The organism is Pontibacter ruber, assembly GCF_023630205.1.
In the GTDB taxonomy this organism is placed as follows: domain Bacteria; phylum Bacteroidota; class Bacteroidia; order Cytophagales; family Hymenobacteraceae; genus Pontibacter; species Pontibacter ruber.
This window is the reverse complement of the sequence record NZ_JALPRR010000005.1, coordinates 70380-84523: the sequence shown is the minus strand read 5'-3', so window position 1 is coordinate 84523 and position 14144 is coordinate 70380. Positions and strand designations below refer to the sequence as shown.

The 14144-nt window shown below is 49.4% G+C and carries 14 protein-coding genes; 7 read left to right on the top strand and 7 right to left on the bottom strand.

What is annotated here, in order from left to right; genetic code table 11:
- Positions 1 to 9: 9 nt before the first annotated feature.
- Together MJ611_RS19310 and MJ611_RS19305 are read right to left on the bottom strand one after the other, a co-directional pair.
- The gene (locus tag MJ611_RS19310; protein ID WP_250432092.1) at positions 10 to 675 is read right to left on the bottom strand and encodes a CBS domain-containing protein; all 666 of its coding nucleotides are present in this window, start codon (positions 673 to 675) and stop codon (positions 10 to 12) included.
- Positions 672 to 1448: an alpha/beta fold hydrolase gene (locus MJ611_RS19305; RefSeq protein WP_250432091.1), complete on the bottom strand. Its 777-nt coding sequence runs from the start codon at positions 1446 to 1448 to the stop codon at positions 672 to 674. The genes MJ611_RS19310 and MJ611_RS19305 overlap by 4 nt, the downstream gene beginning before the upstream one ends.
- Positions 1449 to 1652: 204 nt before the next feature.
- Between MJ611_RS19305 and MJ611_RS19300 the strand changes: the two genes are divergently transcribed.
- Positions 1653 to 1862 carry a hypothetical protein gene (locus MJ611_RS19300; protein WP_250432090.1) on the top strand — a complete coding sequence of 70 codons (210 nt, stop codon included), beginning with the start codon at positions 1653 to 1655 and terminating at the stop codon, positions 1860 to 1862.
- Positions 1863 to 1894: 32 nt separating this feature from the next.
- Here MJ611_RS19300 and MJ611_RS19295 read toward each other — a convergent pair whose 3' ends face one another.
- The 3 genes from MJ611_RS19295 to MJ611_RS19285 form a co-directional block, all read right to left on the bottom strand.
- A complete protein-coding gene (locus MJ611_RS19295; protein ID WP_250432089.1) occupies positions 1895 to 2467 on the bottom strand; it encodes an anthranilate synthase component II in 573 nt (190 codons plus the stop codon).
- A gap of 193 nt (positions 2468 to 2660) precedes the next feature.
- Entirely contained in the window at positions 2661 to 3179 is a 519-nt protein-coding gene (locus tag MJ611_RS19290) for a CvpA family protein (RefSeq protein WP_250432088.1), read from the bottom strand.
- 138 nt (positions 3180 to 3317) lie between these two features.
- On the bottom strand, positions 3318 to 3779 hold the full coding sequence (locus MJ611_RS19285; RefSeq protein WP_250432087.1) for a GatB/YqeY domain-containing protein: 462 nt from the start codon (positions 3777 to 3779) through the stop codon (positions 3318 to 3320).
- Positions 3780 to 3951: 172 nt separating this feature from the next.
- On the opposite strand from MJ611_RS19285, the gene MJ611_RS19280 reads away from it, so the two are divergent.
- The 6 genes from MJ611_RS19280 (at position 3952) to MJ611_RS19255 (ending at position 9197) form a co-directional block, all read left to right on the top strand.
- Positions 3952 to 4665 carry a pyridoxine 5'-phosphate synthase gene (locus MJ611_RS19280; RefSeq protein ID WP_250432086.1) on the top strand — a complete coding sequence of 238 codons (714 nt, stop codon included), beginning with the start codon at positions 3952 to 3954 and terminating at the stop codon, positions 4663 to 4665.
- Between the two features lie 2 nt (positions 4666 to 4667).
- A complete protein-coding gene (mnmH, locus tag MJ611_RS19275; protein ID WP_250432085.1) occupies positions 4668 to 5696 on the top strand; it encodes a tRNA 2-selenouridine(34) synthase MnmH in 1029 nt (342 codons plus the stop codon).
- 5 nt (positions 5697 to 5701) lie between these two features.
- The gene (selD, locus tag MJ611_RS19270; protein ID WP_250432084.1) at positions 5702 to 6754 is read left to right on the top strand and encodes a selenide, water dikinase SelD; all 1053 of its coding nucleotides are present in this window, start codon (positions 5702 to 5704) and stop codon (positions 6752 to 6754) included.
- 9 nt (positions 6755 to 6763) lie between these two features.
- Entirely contained in the window at positions 6764 to 7396 is a 633-nt protein-coding gene (locus tag MJ611_RS19265; protein ID WP_250432083.1) for a hypothetical protein, read from the top strand.
- Between the two features lie 69 nt (positions 7397 to 7465).
- Positions 7466 to 8236, top strand: a complete 771-nt coding sequence (locus tag MJ611_RS19260) for an alpha/beta fold hydrolase (RefSeq protein WP_250432082.1) — start codon at positions 7466 to 7468, stop codon at positions 8234 to 8236.
- Between the two features lie 244 nt (positions 8237 to 8480).
- Positions 8481 to 9197: an SAM-dependent methyltransferase gene (locus tag MJ611_RS19255; protein WP_250432081.1), complete on the top strand. Its 717-nt coding sequence runs from the start codon at positions 8481 to 8483 to the stop codon at positions 9195 to 9197.
- 90 nt (positions 9198 to 9287) lie between these two features.
- Here MJ611_RS19255 and MJ611_RS19250 read toward each other — a convergent pair whose 3' ends face one another.
- Both MJ611_RS19250 and MJ611_RS19245 read right to left on the bottom strand, forming a co-directional pair.
- Positions 9288 to 10745 carry a SusD/RagB family nutrient-binding outer membrane lipoprotein gene (locus tag MJ611_RS19250; protein WP_250432080.1) on the bottom strand — a complete coding sequence of 486 codons (1458 nt, stop codon included), beginning with the start codon at positions 10743 to 10745 and terminating at the stop codon, positions 9288 to 9290.
- Positions 10746 to 10765: 20 nt separating this feature from the next.
- Positions 10766 to 14035 carry a SusC/RagA family TonB-linked outer membrane protein gene (locus tag MJ611_RS19245; RefSeq protein WP_250432079.1) on the bottom strand — a complete coding sequence of 1090 codons (3270 nt, stop codon included), beginning with the start codon at positions 14033 to 14035 and terminating at the stop codon, positions 10766 to 10768.
- Positions 14036 to 14144 lie beyond the last annotated feature (109 nt).

Sequence of the window (14144 nt, the reverse complement as noted above, 5' to 3'; positions counted from 1 at the left end):
CTGGTCTTGTTAGATATCCAGGTACTTGAACAACATATCCAGTCGGTCTCTGCCAACGTCATACTTGTTGCTGTCGTTAAACTGGGCCGTAATGCGGTATTGGAAACGCTCCAGGGTTGCGATAATACGGGAAAGGTCAGAAGTATTCAGCTTTAGGGTAAGCTTTATCTGGAAAGGGTCCAGCTCATCCGGAGAAACGTAGGCACTTAGAATCTTTACATTCTCTTCTTCGATCAGACGGCTGATCTGGCTTAGGGAGTAGTCGCGTTCGGGCATGGAAAGTACAAGTATACTTCCCTGCCCCTGCAAGGCCGACATCTGCCCGAAAGCTGCCAGGGTATCGTTGATGGTGATAATGCCCATGTAGTCCTGCTCTTCGTCGAGCACGGGCACTACCTGAATTTTATTTTTGATAGCCGCCTCCATCACATCGTAAAAGTGCTGAAAGTGCATTACGGATACATCCTGGAAGTCAAGGGTCACTTGTTCCAGTGTGATGCTGCGGTCGTTCAGTTCTACCAGGCTGGTTTCTGTTGCCAGCCCCATGTACTTGCGGTTCCGGACCACAGGAAGCTCGTTTACGCGGAACTCATCCATCCAACGCAAAGCTTTCTCCACGGTATCGTAGAGCTTAAGCGGCGGAATCATTTGGTTGATGAGTTCTTCTGCGATCATGTGGCTGTTACTGAAGCGTGTGTTTTAACTAAAAATTTATCTAAGATACTATTAAACTTCTCCGGATGTTCCATCATCGGGGCATGCCCGCATTTATCTATAAAATGAAGTTCTGAGTTTTGAATGAGCCTGTTGAACTCATGCGCAACCAGCGGAGGTGTAATGGTGTCGTTCAATCCCCATATCAACAACGTAGGCACTGCAATGTTTGTGATGTCTTTGGCCATGTTATGCCGCTGCGCTGATTTGGCAATAGAAATGATGCGAAGGCACTTAGCATTGCTGTTGGTGATATCGAACACTTCGTCTACCAGCTCTTTGGTCGCAGTTTTCGGATCGTAGAATGTGTACTCGACACGTTCTTTTACATAACCATAGTTGCCGCGCTTCGGAAACGAACCTCCCATGGAATCCTCGAACAGGCCCGAGCTACCGGTCAGTACCAGGCGCTTTACTTTATTGGGGTTGTTCAACGTATAAACCAGAGCCACGTGCCCGCCCAGCGAGTTGCCAAGCAGCGTCATTCCGTTCAGCTTCTTGAAATTTACGAAATCTTCTACAAATGAAACAAGGCCCGGTACACCGGCTTTGTGCAATGCCATCTCATAAATCGGCATCAGCGGTATTACTACGCGGTACTGCTTCGAGAAGTGATCCACTACACCATGCCAGTTGCTCAGTGCGCCGAACAAACCATGCAATAGCAACATTACTTCTCCTTCTCCCTCGTCTATGAACTGAAAATCGCCTTCTCGTTTAACCTGTAGATTCATGTGTAAAAAATACGCTTAAAGAAACGTGTTTGACTGTATACGGATATTCTCCTGCAATATTAGCAATAGTAACTCAATTTGGAAGCATATCCCGGCATTACCAATGTTGCTCCCCCTTATAATGCCATTTTACTGTTGTTTTTTGTGCAGAAACACTTCAGGATGGCTGCCGTTTAAGCCTGTTAAACTATGTACTACAAAGGAATGAAAAAACTCTTAATCTTTATGGTCGGATTTGCTGCTTTTGCTTGCGGCGACGGAAATAACAAAGGCACCGATAATGCTACTAACGATGTAGAAAAAGGTTCCGGTGAAGTAATATCGCCTCAGCTGGAAAGCGATTCCGGCTCTGATGCCCGCCTTGATGTGGACACCGTTTCCTCTGCAAAAGAAATAGATCAGCAACAGAAGTAGTTAACGTCGGAATATTTTATACTTCAAGTGTATCAAGCCGGGATGATATTGGCTAGCACTGCCCAGTTACGGAGCATATCCAGGCCGTAGGTAGTGAGCGCCGCTTCCGGATGAAACTGCAGCGCATACAAGGGCAAAGTGCTGTGCCGGAAAGCCATCAGTTCGCCCTCTGAAGTATGTGCCAGCGGAACTATACTTTGTGGCACCTGCTGCAGCACCAGCGAGTGGTACCGCACAACAGGCATTATCGGGGGAAGACCTTCAAACACCGGATCCTGTTCACAGGTGATCTCTGAAATTTTGCCGTGCATGGGCTTTATTCCCTTGGCCAATGTAGCTCCGAAAAATTCGCCCAGCGCCTGATGTCCCAGGCAAATGCCCAGCATCGGCACCTGTTCATGGTAATGCCTGATCACCTCCATCATCACACCCGCCTGCTGCGGCGCTCCCGGCCCCGGCGAAAGCACAATCGCTTCCACAGGCAACTTTTTTATCTCCTCCAGCGGCACATCATTCCGAACCACATGCGCCTCCACTCCTACCTGCCCAAAGTAATCCACCAGGTTATAGGTGAAAGAGTCAAAGTTATCAAGCAGGAGAAGCATGGAGAAGTTAGAGGGTTTGGGAGTTAGAGGGTTGAGGAGTTAGAAAGTTAAAGAGGTTGAAGGTTGTGATTCGTTTAATGGAAGACAACGGCGGCTTTATACTCAATAGGTCAGAAAGTATAAAGCATTTCAGCTATACTCCCTTTCTAACTTTTTACCTCTCTACTTCTTTAACTCTATACCTCTCTAACTTCTAAAAATGGCTTTTTAAGGAAGAAAGTAGCGCTTTTATGAATGGCAGTAAGTAGCTCAGGATGTCCAGTGCGTAGGGCGTGCTTTTGAGCACCACCGGGTATACCATCGAGGCAGATGCGGTTTCGGATGTTACGCTGATACCGGCCATGTCCGACACATAGAACAGCATGCTAAGGGCAAGGCACCACTTGAGCGCACCCAGCACACCACCCAAAAAATTATCAAACAGGCCGAAAGGTGTAAAGTCAATTATCTTCTTCAGGAAAAGCCCCCCGAGGTGAATGAGCAGGATAATACCCACGAACACCACCAGAAAGGTAACGTACGGCAGCAGCCCCCCGGCATCACCGATAAACTCCTTCATAACGGGCAGTGCGGTATCCAGCAGCTTTAAGCCGCCAAGTATAGCCAGCACCAGCGCCACCAGCGAAACCAGCTCCAGCAGCAAACCTTTCCGGAAGCCCTGAAAAGCCCCAAATGCAATCGGCAGAATGAGAAAAAAGTCGAATGTGCTCACGGTATAAAAATTAAGGCAGAAACCATTTTGCCATAGTTTCTGCCTTCAAATATACGAATTGTCAGGTTGTGCTAAAGATGGCTGCCTCCCATTTTTATACTTTGCAGAAAGCTATTGTGCACAACCTCCGGCTATACATTAGAAATCGGTATTGTTCAGCAGGTCGCTCACAGCACTGGAAATAGCGCGTCCGTCGGCCTGACCGGCCAGCTCCTTCGAAGCCACACCCATTACCTTGCCCAGGTCAGATGGACCGGTAGCACCAACACGGCGGATGATATCCAACAGGTGCGCGCGCAAATCACCCTCATCCAGTTGCTTTGGCAGGTACTCTTCTATCACGGCCAGTTCACCCAACTCGATCTGCTCCAGGTCAGCGCGCTGTTGCTGGGCATATACTTCTGCCGACTCGCGGCGCTGCTTGGCCGCTCTGGTCAACAGCTTGAGTTCGGCATCTTTGGTCAGGCCCTCACCGGCGCCTTTCTCGGTTTCTGCCAGCAGGATGAGCGATTTTATACTTCGGAGTGCCTGCAAACGCGGCTTATCTTTGGCCAACATGGCTTGCTTAATGTCGGCTTCTACTCTCTCTTTTAGCGTCATAGTTTTAAGTTAGATTTCTTTATAGTTGATAACGTTCAGGTTTTGCGCTGTGCACCTCTGTATACGCTATTACAGACGTGGTATAGTTTAACATGTTAAACAAATTTCCACTAATTTAGTCATTCCGTACAGAAAGTATAAACTGGCCCCAGGGGCCGCTACATGTATACGCATGACCAAACTGAGTGTAAATATAAATAAAATAGCCACGTTGCGGAACGCCCGCGGCGGCGACAGACCCAATGTTGTGCAGGCTGCTATAGACTGCGAGCGTTTCGGCGCGCAAGGCATCACCGTACATCCCCGCCCTGACGAGCGCCACATACGCTACCGCGACGTGTACGATCTGAAAGCGGTCGTTACCACCGAATTCAACATCGAAGGCAATCCAACCTCTGATTTCCTGAAGCTTGTAAAAGAGATCAAACCTGAGCAGGCAACGCTGGTACCTGACGCACCCGACGCCATCACCTCCAACGCCGGCTGGGATACCATCAGGCACAAAGATTTCCTGACGGATGTGATCTCCGAACTAAAGGAACTGGGCATCCGCACTTCCATTTTTGTGGATCCGGACGAAAGCATGATCGAAGGCGCTGCTTTGGTTGGAACAGACCGGGTAGAGCTTTATACCGAGGCTTACGCCAAAAACTATCACAGCAACCGTGAAGCGGCCATACAGCCATACCTGATCGCTGCTCAGAAGGCACAGGAATTTGGCATTGGCCTGAACGCCGGCCACGACCTGGACCTGAACAACCTCAAATACCTGAAAGACACGTTGCCGGGCCTGTTGGAGGTAAGCATTGGCCACGCCCTGATCTGCGACGCGCTATACTTTGGCCTGGAAAATACCATCCAGCTTTACCTGCGCCAGCTTAAATAGCCGTGGTAAATACCATCACCATAGAGGAGTTTCTGCAGAAGGCAAAGCGACTGCCGGTGCTCGATGCGCGTGCGCCCAAAGAATACGCCGTTGGCCATATCCCGCAGGCACACAGTTTTCCCATCTTCTCGGATGAGGAGCGCGCCCGGGTAGGTACAGCCTACAAACAGCAGGGGCACGACCCGGCCGTGCTGATCGGCCTGGACCTGTTCGGGCCCAAGATGTCGGGCTTTGTGCGGGAGGCGGAAAAGCTGGCCCCGCAGAAGGAGCTGCTCGTACACTGCTGGCGTGGTGGCATGCGCAGCGGTGCCATGGCCTGGCTGCTCGATTTTTCGGGATTTAAAGTGCACCTGCTGCAGGGCGGCTACAAGGCGTACCGCCACCTGATGCAGGGGCAATTCGAGAAGCCGCGCAAGCTCATCATACTGGGCGGACTGACGGGTAGCGGCAAAACCGATCTGCTCCCCTACCTGCAGCAGCACGGCCAGCAAACCCTCGACCTGGAAGGATTAGCCAGCCACAAAGGCTCCTCTTTCGGAAGTATAGGCATGGCGCCCCAGCCTAGCACCGAGCACTTCGAGAACCTGCTGGGCATGGAGCTGTTGAAGCTGGATGAACAGAAATCGCTGTGGCTGGAGGATGAAAGTATAAGCATCGGCAAAGTACACATGCCCAAGCCGCTATTTGACCAAATGCAGGAAGCACCGACCATCGTACTGGAAGTACCCAAACAACTCCGCATACAAAAGCTAGCCGAAGAATACTGCCGTACCGAAAAAAGCCTGCTGGAAGCAGCTGTTCTCAGAATAAAAAAACGACTCGGAGGCCTTGCTACCAAAGAGGCGCTTGAAGCCATAGAAGCCGGCGATATGGAAAAGATGGTGGATATTGCCCTCACCTACTACGACAAAGCCTATACTTATGACCTGGCAAAAAAGCAGCATGAGCTGCCCCTGCAGCTGGAAAGTATAAACCCGGAAGAAAATGCTCTACGGGTAATTGAATTTGCAAAACAGCACAAGCTGATCTAACAACCATGGAAGAGACAACCTCACAAGACATAAAACTGACCCAGTACAGCCACGGCGCCGGCTGCGGCTGCAAAATATCCCCCAAGGTGCTCGACGCCATCCTGCACACGGAGGTAAGTTATCCCGAGAACAAGAACCTGCTGGTGGGCAACAGTTCCCGCGACGACGCCGCCGTGTACGATATCGGCAACGGCCGCGCCGTGATCAGCACCACCGACTTCTTTATGCCAATCGTAGACGACGCCTACGACTTTGGCCGTATCGCCTCGGCCAACGCCATTTCGGATGTATACGCTATGGGCGGCACGCCTATGATGGCTATTGCCGTGTTGGGTTGGCCCGTGGATAAACTGGCACCAGAAGTAGCCAAGCGCGTAATTGAAGGCAGCCGCAGCATATGCCATGAAGCCGGTATACCACTGGCCGGCGGCCACAGCATCGACAGCCCGGAGCCGATCTTTGGTTTGGCCGTAACCGGCATGCTCGACATCCCCAACCTAAAACGCAACGATACCGCCACGGCAGGCTGCGAGCTGTACCTGACCAAGCCGCTGGGTGTTGGTATACTTACCACGGCACAGAAAAAAGCCATACTTAAGCCGGAGCACGCACACCTGGCGCCGCAGCAAATGATGCAGCTCAACAAGATCGGAGCGGAGCTCGGCCAGCTACCACAGGTAAAAGCCATGACCGACGTAACTGGTTTCGGTTTGCTGGGCCACCTTTCAGAGATGTGCGAAGGCAGCAACCTGAGTGCAGAAGTATACTTCGACAAAGTACCGGTTATATCGGAGGCGCTGGAGTACCTGGCACAGAAAGCCATACCGGGCGGTACGCACCGCAACTTCGACAGCTACGGCCACAAAATAGCAGACCTTTCCCCAGACCAGAAGCACCTGCTCTGCGACCCGCAGACTAGCGGCGGCCTGCTGGTAGCCGTAGACCCGGCCGGACGCGAAGAGGTACTGCAGGTGTTTCAAAAGTATGGATTAGAGCTGCAGCCGCTGGGAGTGCTGAAAGAACGCGAAAACGGAGAAAAGCTGATAAGAGTAATCTAGGCGAAAAGTATGCGCAGAGGCAAGTATAGAAAATTATACTATGTACCGGGATTGACCAGTTTGATCCTGGTGCCTCTGATGTTGGTTTATTTTGGAAAGGATGAGCTGAGAAATTTAGATACGCGGCTTATAGAGGTGAATGCTTGGCACCCCGATCTTGAAGAGCATTTCCCTTTTCCAGTAAGGAATTACAAAGAAATTATACTTACCGGAAATAGTGGTCAAGATGTGCCTGCCATCAAAAACACCCAAGCATTTATCCGGCAGATGTATCAGGAAACAGATACGGTTAATGGCATACGCTTTATCTTTCAGGATTCTGCTTCCTATGGCTCCTTTGTAAGCCTCTTAAATTTTTTCAAGCAGGACAGCATTAGGTATTTTGCTATTTATGATAACAGTATCTGGGTCTTGAAAAAACCAGAACCAAAAGAAGATACTCCATACCTATTTGTTTGTGGCACTCCGGATGTTTACCACTCCTATGACCCTTACGATTATATGACGCTGTCTGAAAAGATTGAATACCATCTGTCCCCTTACCGTTCTGGGGCGGCTGCACTTTGGCCAGCTCTCACGATATTGCTATTACTTGTAATACTTAGCCTGTGGCAAATATCCAGTAAAAAGTCTATCCATTAACCAACAATACAACTTCTCCCGTAAGCTTATTACTGTTTACTGATAATTGATTTACTGTTCACTGAAGACATGAAACTACACTACCGAGAGATGGGCCACGGGCAGCCGCTGATTATACTGCACGGTTTGTTTGGCACATCCGATAACTGGCAGACCCTGGCCAGGCGCCTGGCTGAGCATTACAACGTGTTCCTGGTAGACCTGCGCAACCACGGCCGCTCCCCACACGACGATCTGCACAACTACGATGTTATGGCCGCTGACGTACTGGAGCTGGTAGATGAGCTACAAATACCCACACCGGCCATTATGGGCCACTCCATGGGCGGCAAAGTAGCCATGAACTATGCGCTGAAGTATCCTACCCGCCTTACCAAACTGATTGTGGTAGACATTGCCCCCAAAGCGTATCCGCCGCACCACGACGAGATCATTGATGCCTTGCAGTCGGTGGACCTGAGCACCGTAACAAGTCGGAGCGAGGTAGATGCGCAACTAGCCAAAACTATACATGAAGACGAAGTGCGCCTGTTTCTGATGAAGAACCTGTACCGCAAAGAAGACAACACCTTCGACTGGCGCATGAACCTGGACGCCATTGAGAAGAATTACGAGAAGATAGCCGCTCCCATCACCTCTGATACGCCTTTCAAAAAAAGCACCCTCTTTATCAAAGGAGGCAGGTCAAGGTATATAAAACCAGAAGACGTATACGGCAGCATCGAGCACCTGTTCACGCTGGTAGAAGTAGAAACCATACCGGAAGCAGGCCACTGGGTGCATGCCGAAGCTCCGGATAAAGTATACGAACTGGTTACAAGGTTCCTGAGCACTGACTGATCTTTCTGAATCAGGTTTTCAGGATTCTTGGAGATTAACAGGATAACCTTAATGAGCAATAGCAGAGAGTAAGGGAGTAATGCAAGTTTATACTTTATAATTCTGTACATCCTAAGTTGTCCTGTTAATCCTGATCCAGGCAACCAAACAGCCACTGTCACAACGCCGTGGCTGTTTGTGTTTTTGGCGGCCCTTCAACAATTTAGCCATTCAACAATCAGCAATTAACCCCTACCTTTGCGCTATGAAAAAGACCGGCACCTTATACCTGATACCGACCATACTTGCTGAAGACACCGCCGACCAGGTGATATCACCACAGGTAAAGGACACAGTGCGCCGCCTTACCTATTTCATCGTGGAGAACCTGCGCACGGCACGCCGTTACGTTAAGAGCATTTGCCCGGAGCTAATAATCGAGCAACTGAATTTTTTACAGATAGATAAAGACGCCACCCCCGCTCAGGTACAGGCATCGCTAAAGCCGTTGCTGGAGCAAGGCATAGATGCCGGCATCATATCCGAAGCAGGTTGCCCGGGCATCGCCGATCCGGGTGCCGAAGTGGTTAAGTATGCACATCAGAAAAGTATAAAAGTGGTGCCTTTCGCCGGTCCGTCTGCTATACTTCTGAGCTTGATGGGAAGCGGCTTCAACGGCCAGCGTTTTGCCTTCCATGGCTACCTACCCATCGAAAAAGGCCCACGCCTGCAGGCGCTACGTAACCTCGAAAAAGAAATGCTGCAGCGCGACCAGACCCAGATCTTCATGGAAACGCCCTACCGCAACAACAAGCTGCTCGAAGACCTGGTACAAACACTCAGCGGCTCTACCCGCCTCTGCATCGCTGCCAACATCACCTCGCCCGAGCACGAACTCATCCAGACCAAAACCATAGCTGATTGGAAGAACCAGTTGCCGGATATACACAAGCAGCCGGCGGTGTTTCTGATCTATAAATAAAAAAGGCCTCCGGTAACCGGAAGCCTTTAATTGTGAGAAAACTAAAATTACTATTTAATAAGCTTTTAACCTTTGCTATACTATCAACTTCTATTTGTTAAGAGCGGTAGGCTCGTACAAATCAGGAAGCGGATTTGGAGTATTAGGGTTGGAGTTTACCTCGTTTTGTGGATAAAGGAAACGCTCCGGCAATTTGTTGGCAGTTCCTTTAACAGGAATACCCAGCAGGTTATCCGTTCTTCTGGCATCATTGAAAGCCTCTATGTTCCCAATAAATGTAACATAACGCTCCTCCATAATTTCCATAAGTAAGGCCTGCTCCGGAGAGAGTGAACCGTTGTTTTCAATACCGCCTATAGCAAAATCTTCAAGCGTAAACATCTGGTATGGCTTGTACTCCGGAATGGCTGGCACCTCTGGTGTCGTTGGTGTTGCAGGAACTGCAGGTACTGCTGGTCTGCCATATATTGCGTTTAGAGCGGTTCTACGTGCATTTAGGGCATCTATAGCTCCGTTTACGTTGCCTTGTCTTACACGCGCCTCAGCTATGATAAGTTGTGTTTCAGCGTAGGTCACCATAGAGTATCCTTGATTGTATCCGTAAGCTGTTGTATCAGCATAGTTGAGATCATAAGCTCCATCCTCGCCGGTGTAGTAAAAGTTAAAACGACCGGTTTCGTCTGTTTTAGCATTGTTACGGTTCTTCGCGAAGGTGCCTTGTTGAGCCGGATCAAGCAACAGCGGCGCAAATGCGTTTTCTGCTGTCATATAACCCACGCGCTCAGACTGGCCGAACGAATAGAAAACGTTCAGGCTGTAGTAGGCTTCACCATGCGGCGTAACCATGTTTCCTTCAGGAGAAGAAATACCTTTTAAAGCTGCTTCTTCTGCCTTGGCATAGTCGCCGGTGTGCAGGTAGTAGCGCGCTTTCAAGGTATAAGCAACGCGTGCCCAGTTCTGTGCATTTCCCGTGTAGTAGAGGTCCTTTTCTGCTTTAAGTATACCTTTGTTCAGCTCAAGGTTGGTGATAGCAGAGTCCAGTAGCACCTGTACGCTGTTATACACTTCTTCCTGCGGATCGAAAACAGGAGTTTCTGATACGGTCACTTCCGAGAACGGCACATCCCCAAACAACGCAGCAGCCGTTCCGGCAGCATGCGCCTCTAGTACCTGCGCTACCCCCTCTACCTTCGGGTTTAGCTCAGCTCTTGCTTTTTTCTTAGCCAAGCGAGCCTGCGCAATAGTGCCGTAGTACATCGTAGACCATGGGCTGTCAAAATCACCGGCAGAAACCCGGTATTCATTCAGGTTTACATACTGCCTGTCAACGCCGGTGAACTGATTGGTCCACATACCGGTCAGACGCGCCATTTCACCTTCATGGAGCAGCGCATCGGCAAGCATCACCCCCTGAATCATGTTGTTTACATCAACAGATTTCCCGCTTGGGTTATTCGGATCTTCTTCAAAGCCATCCACAAAGCTCTCGCATCCCATCACGGATACAGCCAGTGAGAAGATTGATATATATCTAAGTATCTTTTTCATAAGTGTATTTAGTTGATGTATTAAAAATTAACTCTGATAGAGGCCAGGAACGACTTTGTACCAGGGTTGTTAAAATACTCAAGACCACGGCCGTTGCCTGTACCGGTCAGGTTTGTCTCCGGATCAACACCTTTAAACTCTTTTGACCAGATGGCCAGGTTGCGGCCTGTTAAAGAGAACTGCACCGACTGTAGCCTGGTTAGATTTCTGAAGCCCTCGCTGGTGAGTGTATAAGAAAGGGTCATCTCTCTTATGCGGGACCAGGAGGCATCCTGGATAAACTGCTCCCCGTTAGCCGCAAAGCCACCGCCTATGGTTGTAAAGTAACTCTGGTCCAATGCAACCGGGCCGCCTCCGAAATCTTCCAACCTGCCACGGAAAGTATAGCTACCATCTGCATTCGGAGTATATACATCAGAAACTAACTTGCCACCATATAGATAAGTGGAACCTGCCTGCTGTGCAGACAGCGTAGTCTCTACGTCTGTGTAGGCTGAGGTACCAAAGTTACGTAGTACGCCCTCTGTACCTGCCCAGATATCACCACCCTGGGAGAACTCAAACAAGGTATAAAAGCTAAAGCCTTTGTAGTTCAGCCTTGTGTTCAGGCCACCTCTCCAATCCGGGTTAGGGTCACCAATCACACTTTCCGTACTAGCAGACAGCGGGAAACCAAACTCGTCTGTGGCAATAGTACCGTCTTCGTTGCGCTCGTAGCCAACGCCCCACAGCACACCAACAGGCTGGCCTTCAACAGCTCTTGAAGACACACCAGTAAAGCCGGCTAAGAAGAGTGATTCTACGCCTCTAAGGTCTGTAACCTCGTTGCGGTTTCTGGACCAGTTACCACCTATGTTCCACGAGAAGTCTTCTGATTTTAAAATCAGACCGTCAAATTCCAGTTCAATACCTCTGTTCTCAAGCGTCGCTGCATTGTCCGTTTTATTCAAATAGCCTGAGGAAGGAGAAACAGGAAGGTTAAAGATGGCATCTACTGTCTTGTTTTTATAGTAGGTGGCACCTAATGTCAGGCGATCAGCGAAGAAACGCAGGTCTGTACCAAATTCAAGCTCTTTCTTGCGTTCCGGTTTCAGTTCCGGGTTGCCTTTCACATCATTTCTTATAAATGCTCCTGCATAGGCATTGGCATCCAGGCCAGGGCCCCAGCTCTCACCGAAGAAAGCAGGTACCCAGTCATCTGTCGTCAAATAAGGTCCAGGTTCAACACCCACTTCGCCATAGCCTGCACGTAATTTACCAAAGCTCAGTATCTTGCTGTTTGCAAACGGTGCAAGTTTGCTGAACTGGAAAGCAACATCAGCTGAAGGATAGAAGAATGCGCTTTTTGCCTGTGAGCCAAACGTAGAAGCTGCTTCCAGTCTGCCTGATGCATTCAGGTATAGCATGTCGTTGAAGCCAAAGGTAGCTGTTGCATAGCCAGCAGAGTTACGACGGGTAGACTCATAGTCGAATGGCGTTGTATTCTCATTGGTTGCATTAGAGAAGTTGCTGATATCCTGTCCCAGGATGAAGTTTCGGTATGTACCACCTATTTCATTGTAGGTTCGCTGGTTCAGGTTCATACCTACCAGGAAAGACCCGGTAAACTGATCGCCAAATGTATGGTTGGCACGCGCGATGAAGTCAGCATTCAGTTGCGTTTCAGCAATCGTTTGCTCTGTTCCCAATCCGTTACCCCCGTTTTCTGCAGAGTTAAAAGGGAAGAACGTTAAGCGCTGGTCAGTATAATGGTCAGCACCGGCACGTGCAATGAAGTTCAGCCACGTAGTAGGTTCGTAGTTCAACTCAAAAGAGCCCAATACACGGTCTACATCACTTGTATTCTGCTGTTCATTAATCGTCCAGAGCGGGTTGTTATAGATCGGGTTAGGGTTGTTGCCAAGGTATCTTCTATAGGAACGGTGTCTGTTCAGGAACGCATCACCACCGGCATTAAAGTAAGTACCTTTATAATCTCTGATATCGAAGTCAGGTGCGTTGCGCAGATAACCCAAGTATAAACCAGAGGTGTTAGAACCCTGCTGTATACGGTTAGAGCCAATTTTAGAGTAAGTTACATTACCACTTGCCTTAAATGACGGAGCTAGCCTTTTTTCAGCATTGATGCGGGCAGTGGTTCTGCGATAGTCGCTGTTATTGCGGATAATACCTTCCTGGTTCAGGTCAGAGATGCTGGCGAAGAAGTTACCGTCCTGGTCACCTCCGCTAAAGCTCAGGTTCTGCTCCAGGAAGTGTCCGTTCTGAAATACAGCATCGAAGTTCTCATCCAGGAAAGTAGAACGGTCGTTTTTCTTAGTGATTGGATAGTATTCTGTACCATCCTGCGCTACAAACTTTTGGCCTGACTTATCAACCTCGTCAGCACCTCCGGATCTGCTTGCCACCTTATCGCCAAAAGAATACGCCGATGCAGGAGAGTAAACACCTCCCAATCCCTGACCATATGTATCCTGCAGGTCATGGGTGTAGCTGATCTTATCCAGAGAGTAGGTAACGTCATACCCAATATTGATCTTACCTTTACCCGACTGGCCTTTTTTGGTTGTGATTACCATCACACCATTGGCCGCACGCGATCCCCAGAGAGCAGCAGCAGAGGCCCCTTTCAGGATCTGAACAGAAGCAATATCGTTCGGGTTGATGTCGTTTAAGCGAGACTGCTGCACTACTCCACCAACGCCTGAGCCAAGTGAGCTATTGCTCACAGGAACACCGTCGATGATAACGAGAGGTTGTACGGAGTTTGTAATTGTACTTTGGCCACGGATCTGAATGTAAGCAGCGGCACCCGGGTCACCGGATGATCTTGTTATCTGAACACCGGAAGCTTTACCACTCAGACCGGTTACAGCACTTGTTTCACCTGACTGGGCCACGCGCGCACCAGATACCTGGCTGGTAGAAGAGCCAACCTTGTCTTTATCTTCTTTAAAGCCCAACGCAGTTACAACCACTTCTTCCAGCTTCTGGTTGTCCACTGGTAAGCCAACGTCGATGGTTGCCTGATTTCCGATGGCGCGCTCGATTGTAGTATAACCAAGGAAGCGAAATACAAGCGTTGTGCCTCCTTCAGGTACGTTAAGGGAATAAGTACCATCAGCCCCGGTGGCAGTTCCTGCTGATGTGCCTTTCACCAATACTGCTACCCCTGGCAGCGGTTGGTTGGTAGAGGCGTCCGTCACTCTACCGGTAATAGCTCTTACCTGGGCCATGGCCTGCTGTAGCAGTACCGAAACCAAGCAAAAACATAACAGTAATAGTTTTTTCATTTTGCTGTTTGTTTAAGGTGTGAAATAAAACGGAAATGGTAATCTATGTCGTAACCAGATCAATAGGATGATTCTCATATACTGAGAAAACATGACCGGAACAAGTGAA

Bases quoted from the DNA above. Each gene is read 5' to 3' on its own strand.
- MJ611_RS19310 (WP_250432092.1), bottom strand. From the start codon at position 675: ATGATCGCAGAAGAACTCATCAACCAAATGATTCCGCCGCTTAAGCTC.
- MJ611_RS19305 (WP_250432091.1), bottom strand. From the start codon at position 1,448: ATGAATCTACAGGTTAAACGAGAAGGCGATTTTCAGTTCATAGACGAG.
- MJ611_RS19300 (WP_250432090.1), top strand. From the start codon at position 1,653: ATGAAAAAACTCTTAATCTTTATGGTCGGATTTGCTGCTTTTGCTTGC.
- MJ611_RS19295 (WP_250432089.1), bottom strand. From the start codon at position 2,467: ATGCTTCTCCTGCTTGATAACTTTGACTCTTTCACCTATAACCTGGTG.
- MJ611_RS19285 (WP_250432087.1), bottom strand. From the start codon at position 3,779: ATGACGCTAAAAGAGAGAGTAGAAGCCGACATTAAGCAAGCCATGTTG.
- MJ611_RS19280 (WP_250432086.1), top strand. From the start codon at position 3,952: ATGACCAAACTGAGTGTAAATATAAATAAAATAGCCACGTTGCGGAAC.
- selD (WP_250432084.1), top strand. From the start codon at position 5,702: ATGGAAGAGACAACCTCACAAGACATAAAACTGACCCAGTACAGCCAC.
- MJ611_RS19265 (WP_250432083.1), top strand. From the start codon at position 6,764: ATGCGCAGAGGCAAGTATAGAAAATTATACTATGTACCGGGATTGACC.
- MJ611_RS19260 (WP_250432082.1), top strand. From the start codon at position 7,466: ATGAAACTACACTACCGAGAGATGGGCCACGGGCAGCCGCTGATTATA.
- MJ611_RS19255 (WP_250432081.1), top strand. From the start codon at position 8,481: ATGAAAAAGACCGGCACCTTATACCTGATACCGACCATACTTGCTGAA.
- MJ611_RS19250 (WP_250432080.1), bottom strand. From the start codon at position 10,745: ATGAAAAAGATACTTAGATATATATCAATCTTCTCACTGGCTGTATCC.
- MJ611_RS19245 (WP_250432079.1), bottom strand. From the start codon at position 14,035: ATGAAAAAACTATTACTGTTATGTTTTTGCTTGGTTTCGGTACTGCTA.